The organism is uncultured Lamprocystis sp., from assembly GCF_903933125.1.
Classification (GTDB): Bacteria; Pseudomonadota; Gammaproteobacteria; order Chromatiales; family Chromatiaceae; genus Thiodictyon.
The window spans coordinates 1-13,946 of the sequence record NZ_CAIZIZ010000361.1 but is presented as its reverse complement, the minus strand read 5'-3'; the positions used below and the strand labels follow the sequence as shown (position 1 = coordinate 13,946).

9 protein-coding genes and 1 pseudogene are annotated in these 13,946 nt (G+C 65.2%); 4 read left to right on the top strand and 6 right to left on the bottom strand.

Annotated elements, in window-relative coordinates; genetic code table 11:
• Positions 1 to 350 precede the first annotated feature (350 nt).
• Positions 351 to 1,220: a penicillin-insensitive murein endopeptidase gene (mepA, locus tag QZY03_RS18720; protein WP_295583676.1), complete on the bottom strand. Its 870-nt coding sequence runs from the start codon at positions 1,218 to 1,220 to the stop codon at positions 351 to 353.
• Positions 1,221 to 1,230: 10 nt separating this feature from the next.
• Entirely contained in the window at positions 1,231 to 1,671 is a 441-nt protein-coding gene (locus tag QZY03_RS18715) for a YcgN family cysteine cluster protein (RefSeq protein WP_295583675.1), read from the bottom strand.
• 222 nt (positions 1,672 to 1,893) lie between these two features.
• Here QZY03_RS18715 and QZY03_RS18710 point away from each other — a divergent pair, with 222 nt between their 5' ends.
• From QZY03_RS18710 to QZY03_RS18700, 3 genes are all read left to right on the top strand, one after another.
• The gene (locus QZY03_RS18710; RefSeq protein WP_295583674.1) at positions 1,894 to 3,594 is read left to right on the top strand and encodes an FAD-dependent oxidoreductase; all 1,701 of its coding nucleotides are present in this window, start codon (positions 1,894 to 1,896) and stop codon (positions 3,592 to 3,594) included.
• A gap of 313 nt (positions 3,595 to 3,907) precedes the next feature.
• A complete protein-coding gene (locus QZY03_RS18705) occupies positions 3,908 to 5,533 on the top strand; it encodes a DUF262 domain-containing protein (RefSeq protein WP_295583673.1) in 1,626 nt (541 codons plus the stop codon).
• A complete protein-coding gene (locus tag QZY03_RS18700) occupies positions 5,534 to 6,751 on the top strand; it encodes a type II toxin-antitoxin system HipA family toxin (protein WP_295583672.1) in 1,218 nt (405 codons plus the stop codon).
• Between the two features lie 4 nt (positions 6,752 to 6,755).
• Here the strand turns inward: QZY03_RS18700 and QZY03_RS18695 are convergent, their stop codons facing one another.
• A complete protein-coding gene (locus QZY03_RS18695; protein ID WP_295583671.1) occupies positions 6,756 to 7,310 on the bottom strand; it encodes a hypothetical protein in 555 nt (184 codons plus the stop codon).
• Between the two features lie 518 nt (positions 7,311 to 7,828).
• Positions 7,829 to 8,053, bottom strand: a complete 225-nt coding sequence (locus tag QZY03_RS18690; RefSeq protein ID WP_295583670.1) for a WGR domain-containing protein — start codon at positions 8,051 to 8,053, stop codon at positions 7,829 to 7,831.
• Positions 8,054 to 8,305: 252 nt separating this feature from the next.
• Between QZY03_RS18690 and QZY03_RS18685 the strand changes: the two genes are divergently transcribed.
• Complete coding sequence (locus QZY03_RS18685) at positions 8,306 to 9,874, top strand: alpha-isopropylmalate synthase regulatory domain-containing protein (protein ID WP_295583669.1); 1,569 nt, start codon at positions 8,306 to 8,308, stop codon at positions 9,872 to 9,874.
• Between the two features lie 19 nt (positions 9,875 to 9,893).
• Here the strand turns inward: QZY03_RS18685 and QZY03_RS18680 are convergent, their stop codons facing one another.
• The gene (locus tag QZY03_RS18680) at positions 9,894 to 13,589 is read right to left on the bottom strand and encodes an EAL domain-containing protein (RefSeq protein WP_295583668.1); all 3,696 of its coding nucleotides are present in this window, start codon (positions 13,587 to 13,589) and stop codon (positions 9,894 to 9,896) included.
• Positions 13,586 to 13,946: pseudogene (locus tag QZY03_RS18675) on the bottom strand (ABC transporter substrate-binding protein); the annotation flags it as partial. The pseudogene QZY03_RS18675 and the gene QZY03_RS18680, both read right to left, overlap by 4 nt.

The window sequence follows — 13,946 nt, the reverse complement described above, 5'->3', positions numbered from 1 at the left end:
TGGTGCGCCGCACCAGTTGGGCGGCGGCGAATTTCGTCAACTCAACCGCAGACCCGGACGCCCTCGTTATTTCCCAGCGGGACTGGGAACGCTTGCTGGATCAACTGGCCTCGACGGCCTGAAATGGCCAAAGTCGAGGGTAAAGCCTCGACCTCCATTGCGGAACGCCCCGAGGCCGGCCGGATCGAGACCGGCATGGGCAGCCCGGTATCGATCCGGTTCGGATTTGGTCCGTCGCCTGGGCGTGCAGGGCCGCCAAGCGTTGGAAAGGCTTCAATCGTCACGGACGGGACCGTACGATTACGACAACGACAACGACAACGACAACGACCGAGACGCCTACAGCGTCCCTAATCACGCAGCAGCGCCATACAGCCCTTCGGGATGGCCGGTTCGACCGCAGGCTCCGCCTTTTTCTTTGAGGGTTTGCGCGCGTCTTCGCTGAACCACCAGGCGAGATCGGCCCCGCAGCCGTCACCCGCGGGCAGCGCCCCCTGAGAATCGCACTGCGGACTGTCGGTCGGGCAGCGGATGCGCAGATGAAAGTGCGCGTCGTGACCCCACCAGGGTCTGATCTTACGCAGCCAGGCCCGTTCGCCTTGCACCTCGCGGCAGAGTGCGCGTTTGATGCCGGGGTTGACGAAGATGCGGTCCACCGCCGGATGGCGGGCGGCCGTCTCCAGCAGGAAGCGCTGGGGTTCGCCCCAGGCGCTGCTCGTTTCCAACCCGCCGGGTTGGACCATGCTCCGCGGATCGGGCTGATTGTCCATCACCCGGCGTGCCCCGTCCGGCGAGGGCGCCAGGGTGAACCAGACATCCACATCCAGACCATTTTGATGGCTGCGATGCGAGGAGGCCATCCGGCCGCCGCGCGGTTGGCTGAGATCACCGATCATCACCAGACCGCCGTGTTTGCGCGTCGCTGCTTGGCCCAGGTCGGCGACCATGCGCAACAGGGTCGGGTGCCCGTAGTAGCGGTTGCGGTAGCGCCGCACGCTGACAAAACCCGGTCCCGACTCGGGAAGGATGTCGGCACCGCCCACACAGCCGTTGGATGCACCGCCGATGACCCGCGTTGGTCCCGGGCTGGGCGTGGTGATCTCGGCCCAGGGTGTGGCCGCCAGGGTAGGCAAGGCCCCGATCGCAAGAGTCAGAAGGATGGCCGCCAGAGCAAGCCGATGGGTCAGGGTGGAGCAATCGCGGATGCGGTTCTGCGGCATGGTTGAAACTCTACTTGATCCAATCGATGAGGTTCATCAGCGGGTCTTCGTCTTTTGATGGCGCGATGACGCGGCCGCGGACACTGTGGCCGGCGGCCGCGACCGAGCCTGGATCGCCGGTGAGCAATGGATGCCAGCGGGGCAGGGGCCGCCCCTCGGCAATCCGCCGATAGGCACAGGTCTCGGGCAGCCAGGTGGGTGGGTTCAGCTCCGCGGGCACCAGTCTGACGCAGTCCGACACCTGACTGGAGCGGTTTGGATAGTCTCCGCAGCGGCAGGTGTCCAGGTCGAGCAGTTGACAGGCGACGCGCGAGTAGACGATGTGCCCGGTCTCTTCCTCCTCGAACTTCTCCAGGCAGCACTTGGCGCACCCGTCGCACAGTGATTCCCACTGCTCCGCGGTCATTTCGTGCAGGGGTGTGGTTTCCCAGAAAGGGACGTCTTGGCTCATCGGCTCGGATCTCAGAACTGGTTCAGGCCACATCTTGCCCCAGTTGGGGCGGAAAATGAACCTGGGTTGCGGATACGCATCGTCCGTCGGGCGTTCTCGGGACAGACTGACAGGCTGTGGGAGCGGCACTGTCCCGCGTCCCGAGCGCCGGACCACCGTCATTGATCAGCCGAGAATCCGCTGACTCTGCTTGCCTGTTTTGCATTATCCGAGGACTTTTTGATGTCGTCACACCCTTTACGCATCGTCGTCATCGGCGGCTCCGCCGCCGGCCCCAAGGCTGCCGCCAAAGCGCGTCGGATGGATGAGTTCGCCGAGATCACGCTGATCCAGCGCGAACCCGACCTGTCGATGGCTTCCTGTGGCTTTCCCTACTATGTCGGCGGTACCTTCGATGACCGCAACCTGCTGATCTGCACGCCGGCCGGTATCGTGCGGGATCCCAATTTCTTCGAGAAGGCCAAGCGCATCAATGCGCTGGTTGAGACCGAGGCCATCGCGATCGACCGCGCCGAACAGACCGTGACCTATCGCCACCTGCCCACCGGCGATCAACAGACCATCGCCTATGACCGCCTGGTGATCGCCACCGGTGCCAAGCCGCTGCGTCCGCCGGTGCCGGGGATTGAACTCCAGGGTGTCACCACGCTGCATTCGCTGGCCGATGCCGATTTTCTGCGGGCGGTGCGCGACGACAAGAAAGCGGCCAAGGCAGTCGTGGTCGGCGGCGGCCTGATCGGTTTCGAAGTCTGCGAGGCCCTGCGGCTGGCCGGGATTCATACCACGGTCATCGAGAAGACGCGCCAGATTCTGCCCTTTCTGGACCCGGATTTGGCCAAGCTGGTGGAGAACCACATCCGCGCCAATGGTCCGGACATCATCGTCGGCAACGGCGTGGCCGAGTTTCTCGGTGAGGACGGACGCCTGACCGGGGTCAAACTGGACAACGGCACCGAACTGCCCTGCGAGGTCGCCGTCGTATCCGTGGGGGTCAGGCCCAACGTCAGCCTCGCCGAGGCGGCTGGAATCGTCCTCGGGGAGACCGGCGGCATCGCCGTCAACGACTACATGCAGACCTCGGATCCGCTGGTCTATGCGGTCGGCGACTGTGTCGAGTGCACCTCACTGATCACCGGTGCCAAGCTGCGCGCGCCCTATGGCGACATCGCGAATCTGCAGGGACGGGTGGCCGGCCAGAACGTGATTCAGGAGGGCAGCGCCCGCTTCCCAGGGATCACCAAGACCGGCATCTGCAAGATTTTCGACTACACGGTCGGCTTCACCGGTCTCTCGGCGCAGCGGGCGCGGGATCTCGGCTATGACATCGAGACCGCGACCATCGCCGGGCTCGACATCCCCGGCTATATGAGCGGCAAGCTGTTGATCAGCAAACTGGTGGCTGACCGCACGTCGGGCCGGGTCCTGGGCTTCCAGTGCATCGGCCCCGGCGACGCCAGTAAGCGCGTGGCAACCGTGGCCATGGCGCTGCGCGGCCAATTGACGGTCACCGACCTGGTCAATGCCGATCTGCCCTATGCCCCGCCGTACTCACTCGCCTTGGACCACGTCATCGTCGCGGCGCAGGTGATGGAGAACAAGCTCGCGGGTCGGATGAAGGGGCTGTCCGCCCGCGAGGTCAAACAGCGCGTGGATCAGGGGGCCGATTGCTTCATCCTCGACACCCGCGGTCCGACTGAGTTCGAGGAACTGCGGCTCGGCATCGGCGAGACCCTGATCCCGCTCGGTGCACTGCGCGCGCGGCTCAACGAACTGCCGCAGGACAAAGACAAGGAGATCATTCTCTACTGCAAGATCTCACTGCGCGGCTACGAGGGTGCCGCCATCCTTCAGGCCCATGGCTGGCGCAACGTCAAGGTCATGGAAGGCGGCATCATGGCCTGGCCCTATCCACGCGAGAAATAAGGCGCGCCGCTCGGTTTCAGGGACCCGGCACTAGGGAACGCCTTTGGCGCCTCGGTCGTTGTCGTTGTCGTCATCGAGTTTAGGATACCCGCGACGGCCTTGATCGTCATCCCGGCCAGCGGTATGCGTGTCAGGGCTTCCAGCCCTGACGGTGTCAGGCCAGGATGGCCTGACTACGCACCCGGCGAGCCCAAGTGGCCGGAATCTTGATCGAGGCCCCCGCGACGATACCCCTCGCACCGCGTCGTTACCAAAGGTGCGGGCTGGTCGGGCATCCGCTATAGTCGGGTCACATTCGCCATGGATGTCCGCTATGACGGAAGACCGCCAAGACCCCGAACCACTGGAACGCCGCCCTGAAGCGCGCGCGTTCAAGGTTGAGGATCTGCTGCCCGATCTGCGTCGTGGGCGCATCCGCATCCCCCCTTTTCAACGCGGCATCAAATGGAAGTGGACAGATGCCGCGAAGTTTTTCGATAGCCTCTATCGCGGCTATCCGGTCGGCACCCTGTTGTTTTGGGAGGCCAGCGCGGAGCCGGCGGAGCTGCTGTTCGGCGCGCTGCGTATCAGCGCGGAGGCCCGCAGTGACGCGCTTTGGGTCGTAGATGGTCAACAGCGGCTCGTCTCGCTCGCGCGGGTGCTGTTGGCTCCGGAGCCCGACGCGGATGCGTTCGCGCTCTATTTCGATCTCGACCAGAGCACCTTTGTCCGACCGCCGCGTAACCGTGCCGAGGACCCCTCCCGTTGGCTGCCAATGACCGCGGTGGCGGACTCCGAACGCTTGATGCAGTGGGTCTTCGCGCATGTCGCCAAGCACCCGATTCGGCGCGAGCGCACTTTCACTCTCGGTCAGCGTGTCCGGGAATACGAAATTTCCGCCTATCTCGTTCGCGCCACGCGTGAAGAGACGCTGCGCGAGATCTTCGGACGGACCAACGCGACCGGCAGGCGACTGAAACAGACCGAGGTCTTCGATGCCCTGCACGGTGCACGCGGTCAGGCCAGTCCCGCGACCATGGTGCAGATTGTCGCTGATCTGGAGGCGTTCAACTTCGGCCCTGTTGAAGAGACGCTGCTTTACCGGCTCTTGCGGGTCTTACGCGGCGTCGACGTGATCGAACGGACGAACGACGGACCCCTGCGTCTGTCCGCGGCGGACGCCTTGGCCGCTTATCGCGAGACGGCGCAAACCGCCGAGCGCGTGATCCAGTTCCTGAAGGCCGACGTCGGTATCCCGCGCTACGCGCTGCTGCCCTATAAGCAGCCCTTCGTTTTGTTAGGTAAATTCTTCCAGCACCATCCGCATCCCCGGCCGCGCTCGCGCGATCTGTTGGCACGTTGGGTCTGGCGTGGGGCGCTGAATGGCGCTCACCAGGGCAATACGGTCTCCACGCGTGCGAGCATCGAGCGCAGTGTTTCAGACAGCGAAGATACTTCCGTCCAGCGGCTGCTGGCGATGATCGAGGCCCGGCCCCCGGTCTTGCCCGAGCCGACAAGCCCCTTCAATTTCCGTCATGCCGCTAGCAAGTTACAGACCCTGGCCCTGCTGGATCTCAAACCGCGGGACTTGCAAAGCGGAGCGCCGATCAGCCTGGATCTGCTCACTGGCCCGGGAGATCGGGCGTTCTCGATGCCCGTGGTGGCGGCGAGCAGCCGGGGCTTGCTCGTGCAGTCGGTCGTGAACCGGCTCCTTCACCCTAAACGCCCGCGCCTGCGACGACTTCTGATCGACGTGGTGGACCCCGTCGTGCTGGCTTCGCACGGTATTTCTGAGGACGGGATCGAGGCCCTGCGGCGGGGTGATACGGATGGCTTTTTCACGGCGCGAGCCGGGTTCCTGCGTGATCACTTCGAGCGATTCTTCGCCCGTCATGCGCGCTGGAACGAGCCGGACCGACCCGCGCTGGCGGCCTTGGTGGTCGATGATGAGAACCTCTGAGTGGCTGCATTGCTGCGTGTGCTGTTGAACGATCTGCCGGTCGGCACCCTGAGCCGGGAGCGCAGCGACGGCTGCGCATTCCGGCTGCTCGAATCCTACAAACAGGCCTACCCGAGGCCCGTGCTGGGCCAGGCATTTCTTGATGACCTGGATCAGGTGCAGCGCACACGCTCGAAAGTCCCGTCGTGGTTTTCCAACCTCCTGCCGGAAGGACCCTTACGCGCGCTGGTCGCGCAACGCGCCGGCGTCCTCGCCTCCCGCGAATTTTTCCTACTGCGGCATTTGGGAGAGGATCTGCCGGGCGCGGTGCGGATCGTCGCTGATCCGTCGGCGAGTGATCCCGAAGAGATGGAGCCGCTTGACGAGGCGCCGGGCGAAGCGGACGGCGATTCCTGGCATTTCTCGTTGGCGGGGGTGCAACTGAAATTCTCCGCCCGCCGCGGCGAGCGTGGCCTCACGATTCCGGTCAGTGGGCGGGGCGGCGACTGGATCGTCAAGCTCCCGGACAGCCGTTACCCGCGGGTGCCGGAAAATGAATATGCGACCATGCGGTGGGCCGAGGCCTGCGGAATCCCGATCCCCGAGTTGGAACCGGTCGATGTGGCGGACATCACGGGTTTACCCGAAGCGGTCGGAGCCTTTCACGAACGCCGTGCGCTGGCGGTTCGGCGTTTCGATCGCCGCGCCGATGGCAGCCGCGTCCATATGGAGGACTTTGCGCAGATCCTCGGGCTTTATCCAGAGGAGAAATACAAGAAATTCAATTACGAGACCTTGGCCAGGGTGATCTGGTCACTGGCCGGGGAGGAAGGGTTGGCGGCATTCCTGCTGCGCCTCGTTTTCATGGTCGCCTCCGGTAATGGCGATGCCCACCACAAGAACTGGACCTTGCTCTATCCGGATGGCGTTCGGGCGGTGTTGTCACCGGCCTACGATCAGGTCGCGACCATCCCCTATAAGGCTGACGATACCCTGGCACTCAATCTCGCTAAGTCAAAACGCTGGGAGGATGTGACTTTTGAATCCTTTCAGCGGATGGCCCGCAAGATCGGCGTCGATCCGGCGTGGATCGCCGAGCGCGTGCGCACCGCGGTGGATCGGGTCGTCAGCACCTGGAGCGCGACCAGTGCCGAGTTTGGTTATGACCGCGCCACGCGCGCGATCCTGGTCGGACACATGAAGCGGATTCCCCTGTTGCGCGGCGACTCGCGGGCTTGAAATCTCAGGTCTCTTGTCCCTCCTGCGCCTCGACCGTCGCAACGAAACCGAGCAGAGCGGCCACTCTCTCTCGTGCTGGTCCATTCAGATTGGTGCCGTAGCGAGAGTCATAGTGCTCACAATCATCGGCCGCCAACCGGTAGCCGTCAGTCGGCCTGGTCCGCTGCCCCAGGTACAAGGCGAGACCTTCTTCAACCAGGAGCAGATTCCGGTTCCGGATGATCCGCACCGGCGTTCCGCGAATGTATTGCACGGTGTTCTGGAAGGCCGCAAGACGACGGTGCAGTGTCTCGGCGGCAGTCCAGCCGGGTCGCGGCTCGGACAGGGGGCGCTCAGTCAGCAGGGTGCGCGCCGTCGCGAACAACTCCGCGGCCTCTCCCTCGGCCCCTTCGCCGCGGGCGGCAGCACGCTCCGCGACCCAGAGCCCGAAGGCGCGCAGGCGTTTGGGGTGGTATTCGAACCATTTCTTGAGCACCGTGAGGCGCAGGACATCGGCCTGTCCGGTGTGGTCGATCTCAGTGATGATCGCGGCGAGTCGGTCTTGAACGTGTGATGGCATTGATTGTGTTCCTGCAAAACGGACTAACAGCGCATCCGCCCGCGCGGACAGCAATTCCACATTCGGGCGGCATCGCGCAAACCCTGGTGGATGCGGCGCGCGCGACCGCCGTGTTGTCCCTGACACCGAGCGGCGCGCCTTATCCACCCTACAGTGGAGTCCGTTTCGTAGGGTGGATAAGCGCAGCGCATCCACCATCAGCCTGCTGCCGCCCGGACGTTCCACAGTCACTGTGAGCGTCGTTGTGGATAGCCTGTGCTCAAGCCGGGTTGAACCCTGATGGGTCAGTGGGTTAGCGGGGCCGGTCACCGATTGATCACCCCGGTTGCGCCGTGTCGCAGCTGTCGCGCGGACCTTCCACAGTCACTGTGACCGTTTCTGTGGATAGCCTGTGCCCAAGACGGGTGCAACCCTGACTGGCCAATCGGTTAGCCGCTCCGGTCAATGATTGATCGCCCAGGCGCCGGATCGCAGCGCGTCGCGCGCGATGCCGCCGCTTTCGCGATGAGACCCTGGGCTCAGGACCCATCGACGAGCAGGTAACCACGCTGGCGGCGGCGCTTGCTGATCGCCTCAAGGCGGGCCAGGCCCGCCTCATAGGACTGCACACCGGCGCTGTACATCCGGCCGCAGTGCGATCCCAGGCTGCCCCAGACCGTGATCAAGGTCCAGTCGCCGAACAGGTTGCGGATCAGGTGTGCCTGGTAGTAGCGTGCCTTTTCCTGGTGAATCCAGCGATACATCGGGGGTCACTTCGTTGCGGTTGGCGATCGGAGACACGGGTGATCATGACAGTCGCCGCGGGTGTCGCGCGCTCGGCCCGCGCCCTGCCGGCGTGCGAACGGCCGGCATCCGCGCGCCCGCCCTGCGTCCTGGATGGTATCATTCGACCTCCCCGAGCCTGTCGTTGCGCCCTGATTCTAACTGAATCAAGGCGTCGCGGCAGTGTCCTTGTGTTGTTTGCCCCGTCTGTCCCTGAATCCACGAGACCCCGCATGACCGAATCCCCTCGTACTGTCCGCATCATGGATACCACGCTGCGTGACGGCGAACAGACTCAGGGGGTGTCTTTTTCCCCGGACGAGAAGACCAACATCGCCAAGGTTCTGTTGGATCTGGTGCGGGTGGACCGCATTGAGGTCGCCTCGGCCCGGGTCTCCCCTGGTGAGCTGGACGCGGTCGCCAACATTGTCGACTGGGCGGCGCGCCGCGGGCTGGCCGAGCGGGTGGAAGTGCTGGGTTTTGTCGATGGCGGGCGCAGCGTGGACTGGATCGCGCGGGCGGGCGGACGGGTGCTCAATCTGCTGGCCAAGGGCAGCGAGAAACACTGCGTGGGCCAACTTGGCAAGACGCTGGACACGCACGCCGCGGACGTGCGCGAGACGGTCGGTCTGGCGCTGGCGCGGGGGCTCAAGGTCAACTGCTACCTGGAAGACTGGTCCAATGGCTACCAGGACAAACCGGCCTATGTCTATGAGCTGGTCGAGCGGCTGGCGGACGTGGGCATCGCGCACTTCATGCTCCCCGACACCCTGGGGGTGATGACGCCGGAGCGGGTCTTCTGCGCCATGAGCGACATGATGCTGCGTTTTCCGGGGCTACTGTTCGATTTTCACCCCCATAACGACTATGGGCTGGGCACCGCCAATTGCCTGGCCGCCGCCCAGGCGGGCGTCGCGGCCGTGCACTGCACCGTGAATTGCCTGGGCGAGCGGGCCGGCAATGCCTCGCTAGCCGAGGTCGCCGTCAATCTGCGCGATCAGCTCGGGTTCGAGATCGGGATCGACGAGACCCATCTGGCGCGGGTGAGCGAACTGGTGGAGTATTTCTCCGGCAAACGCGTCGCCGACAACGCGCCGATCGTTGGCGCCGACGTCTTCACCCAGACCGCGGGCATTCACGCCGACGGGGACAAGAAGGGCAGTCTCTACCACACCCGGCTCTCGCCGGAGCGCTTCGCCCGGCGGCGCAAATACGCCCTGGGCAAGCTCGCGGGCAAGGCGTCCCTGGCCAAGAACCTGGAGCGCCTGGATATCAGTCTCTCCGAGGAGAACCAGCGTCGGGTGCTGGCCCGCATCGTCGAGTTGGGCGATTCCAAGAAGACCATCACCACCGAGGACCTGCCCTTCATCATCGCCGAGGTGCTGGACAGCAAGGATTACAACCACGCGCAGTTGCTGGCCTGCAATGTCTCATCGAGCCTGGAGTTGGAGTCCACGGCCAGCATCAAGATCTGTCTGGGTGATGAGGTGGTGAACGCGGCGGGGAGCGGCAACGGCGCCTTCGATGCCTTCATCAATGCCCTGACCAAGCCGCTCAAGCGGCACGGGATCACACTGCCGGAACTCAAGGATTATGAAGTGCGCATCCCCAAGGGCGGGCGCGCCGATGCGCTGACCGAGTGCATCATCACCTGGGACACCGAGCGCGGCAGCATCAAGACCCGCGGCGTCCACGCCAACCAGGTCTTCGCCGCCATCGCGGCCACCATGCGGATGCTCAACATCCTGATGCACGGCGCCGCGGCGGAGCGTTCGGCGGATGTGCCGGAGGCGGTGGTTTGAGCTCAGGCGATTTCTGTCGTTAAACATGGCCCCACCGAACCGCAAAGAGCAGCGGCAGATCGTCGCGGCTCACCGCCGGCAGGTCGACCCAGGCCGGATCGGGGTGCCAGGCGGCCGACCAGCCCGGGAGGTCGGCGGCCGGCATGGGGCGGGCAATGGCGTAGCCCTGCGCCAGTTCGCAGCCAAGCCGCAACAGCAGTTCGCCTTGGGCGACGGTCTCCACCCCTTCGGCGATGACTTGACGGTGGAAGGCGCTGGCCAGGCCGAGTACAGCCTCGATAATGGCCAGGTCATCCGGGTCCTCGAGCATGTCGCGCACGAAGCTCTGGTCGATCTTGAGCTGGTCGACCGGCAGGCGTCGCAGATAGGTGAGCGATGAAAAACCCGTGCCAAAGTCATCCAGGGCAAACAGGACCCCGAACCCCCGGCAGGCGTCGAGGACCCGGGAGGCCCCGGCCAGTTCCAACGCGCTGGTCTCCAGCACCTCCAGTTCCAGATCGCCCGGTCGGACCTTTGGATGCGCCGCCAGGATTGCGCGCAGGCGTTCGACGAAGTTCGCCTGCTGTAACTGACGGGCCCCCACATTGACGCTGACCGGGAGCTCCCGCCCGGCGGCCTGCCAGCACTCCATCTGGGTCAAGGCGGTGTCGATGACCCACTCGCCGATCGCGATGGCCAGCGGATGATCCTCGATCACCGGCAGGAACGCCGCCGGCGGCAGGAGGCCCCGTCGCGGGTGTTGCCAACGGATCAGGGCCTCGGCACCGATGATCGCCCCCGTGCGCATATTCACCTTGGGCTGGTAGTACAGCACGAATTCATGGGCGACCAGGGCACGGCGGATACGCTCCAGGCCCTCGTGATGACCACGCAGGGCGCGATCGTGCTCGGCGTCGAAAACGTGGTAGCAATTCTTGCCGGCGAGCTTGGCCTGATACATCGCCTGATCGGCCTGGCGCAGCAGTTGCTCCGCATTGATGTCCTGCGCCTGCGGATAGAAGGTGACGCCGAGACTGGCCGACACCTGGAGCACTAGGTCGCCGGCCGCAATCGGCTGGGCCGCGCCCTCGAGCAGACGGGTGAGCAGCGGCACGCTGACCTGGGTGTCGGCCAAGTCCGGCAGCACCGCGACGAATTCATCACCGCCCAGACGGGCGAAGGTGTCGCCCGCGCGCAGCGTTTGCTGCAGGTGGGCCGCCGCGGCGATCAGGAACTGATCCCCGGTGTCATGCCCGTGCTGGTCATTGATGGCCTTGAAGCCATCGAGGTCGAGCAGGACCACGGCCACTGGGCGCCCATGCCGTTGCGCCTGAACCATCGCCTGGTGGAGGCGATCGGCCAGCAGCACGCGGTTGGGTAGTCCGGTCAGCGCGTCGTAGTGCGCGCTGCGTTCCAACTGTGCCTCGGACTCCTTGAGGTCCTGGATGTCGGTGCAGGTGCCGAACCAATTGATGACTTGGCCCTCGGCATCGTGCAGCGACACGCCGCGGACCAGCCACCAGCGGTAGACGCCGTCGGCGCGGCGCAGCCGACATTCGAGCGCGTAGGCGCCATCGGTTTGGACGGCATGCTGCCAGGCGTCCCAGGCGCGCTGCCGGTCATCGGGATGGAAGGGGATAGCCCAGCCGTCGCCATAACTCTCTTGCAGCGACCGGCCGGTGTAATCCACCCAGTGCTGATTGAAATAGATGTTCCAACCGTCTGGTCTGGTCATCCAGACGATTTGCGGCACGGCCTCGGCCAGGGTTCGGAATCGTTCTTCGCTCTGCCGCAGGGCCTCCGCCGCCTGCGTCCGCTCGGTGATGTCTTGGGAGACACCGATCATCTTGACCGGCTCGCCCCGCGCGTTGCGACTCACCTCGGCCTTGGCATGAACAACGCGGATGCTGCCATCGTCCCGGCGGATGATCCGGTGTTCAAGGTCGTAGGGCTGCTTGCCGTCGAGCGCGTCCTGAAAGGCCCGCTGCACCGCATCCAGGTCCTGCGGATGGGCCAGCGGCAAGAGTTCATCGAGGGTCAGCGGTACGGCCCCCTGCACTCCATGCACGCGGAGAAACTCCGCGGACAAGTGCAGCCGGTCCGGCGCGATCTCCCACTCCCAGGCCCCGATCCGCGCCAGATGCTCCGCCTGTTGCAGGATGGTCCGCTGCCGATCGAGTTCCAGCTCTGTTTGTTTGCGCTCGGTGATGTCCTGGAAGGTCCCGGAGAGTGCAATGGTCCGGCTGCCCTCCCGGACGGCCCGACCGATGGTGTGGACCCAGCGGCGACGGCCCTTGGCGGTGACGATCTTCAACTCCAGGTCATAGGGTTCATCCAGGTCGATCGCGCGCCGCACCGCCTCGGTAATGATCGGGCGTGACTCGGGGGCATAGAAGGCGATGCCTTTCTCTACCGTTGGCGTATAGGCATAGTCCAGTTCGTGGATGTCGTAGATGGCCTCCGTCCACACCTGTTGACCTGTTACCAGGTCGACCTCCCAGCCGCCAACCCTGGCCATCCGGCCCATCGCGTTCAATAAGTCCCGGTTCTTTTGCAGTGCCTCCTCGGCTGCCCGCCGCTCGGTGATGTCGGCGGCCGCCCCGACCAGGCGCTGCAACCGGCCCTGCGCGTCGAAGAAGCCCTGTGCGGTCTCTTCCAGGACGACGGTCTCGCCGTCACCGCGGGTGACGCGGTACTCGGTGCGATAGCGGTCCTGACCCGGCCGCAATGACTCCAGCAGGGCGATGAAGCGCGCGCGGTCCGCGGGCACCACCCGCTGAAACCAGCCCTGTCCGGTATCGTGCTCCGCCGTCTCGTCGGCGAGGCCCAGGATGGCCGCGCAGGTCGTGCTGCGCCACACCCGGTCGCCTTCCTGCGGTTCCCACGCGAATGCGAAAGAGCGGCTGGTCTGCATCGCCAGGTGCAGCCAGTCCTGGCTCTCCTGCAGGGCACGCTCGACTCGCGCGCGTTCGTCCACCTCGACCGCCAGTCGGTCGCGCGAGACCGTGGTCGCGTGGATCTGGTCCAGCAGGTGGTCGAAGGCGTTGGCCAGTTGGCCCAATTCGTCCCGGCGGTGCGTCTTGAGGCGCAACGCCGTGGTGCCGCCGCCGATCTGTAACACGGCGTGGCGCAACCGGCCGATCGGCAACAACAGGCCCCGCTCCAGCAGGAGGAGCAGTCCCAGCCCAATCACCGCCAGCCCCGCCAGCAGCAGGCCCAAGGCGCGCTTCTCCCGCCTGCTCGCCTGAAAAATACCATCGAGGGCGTGATCGCGAATCTGGTTGACGAACAGGCTCAGTGCATGGCTGTCCATCAGGATCCGCTCGGTGGTCTGCCGGTCGCGCGCACTGCGGGGCGGGTCAGTCTCGGCGGCGTTCAGGTCGGCGAGGAGTGCCAGCAGCTCGCTCACCATGCGCCCGGCGCCGTCCCAGGCATAGCGGGTATCCGCATCCGGTGCGTCAGACGCGGCGCTGAACTGGGCCCCCGGCTCCAGCAGGTCGGCGAGGAGCTTGAATTGCGCCTCGACCTGGGATTGGGGTTGCGTTTGCGGGGACAGCAGATGCCCGAAGATCACCGTGCGCAATACGGAGGTCGCAACGGTCAGGGGCTCGCTCAGCGCCAACTCCTGCTCGGCGCGGGTCCTCTCCCGGTAGGCGGCGAAAAAGACACCGAGCAACCACAGCGCGATCATTGTTGACACCAGAACGAGCAGGCGGACACGGGTGCGCAGGTTCATGGTTGCCGGGTGATGGTGACGGACCCCGGGCGCAGCCGCGCCAGGATGGAGGGGTCGATCATGGCGGTGAAATCGGGCACCGTCCGACCGGGAGCGAGCCCGCTGGCGATGGCCCACTGGGCCTCGGACTGCAGGAGCATGACGAACCCCTGGTCGACGGCCAGATTGAATCCAAGCCGCTGCCAGGTCTCTTCCACGACCGCGTCTTCGACGTTCAGTTCGGTCGTCGCGACCTGCATGGCCTCGCGCGGGTGCAGGCGCATCCAGCCGATGGCCCGATCGAGTGACCGCAGCAGGCGCCGGATCGCCTCCGGCCGGCGCTGCGGCAGGTCCGGCGCCACGGCCAGGCTCGTATAG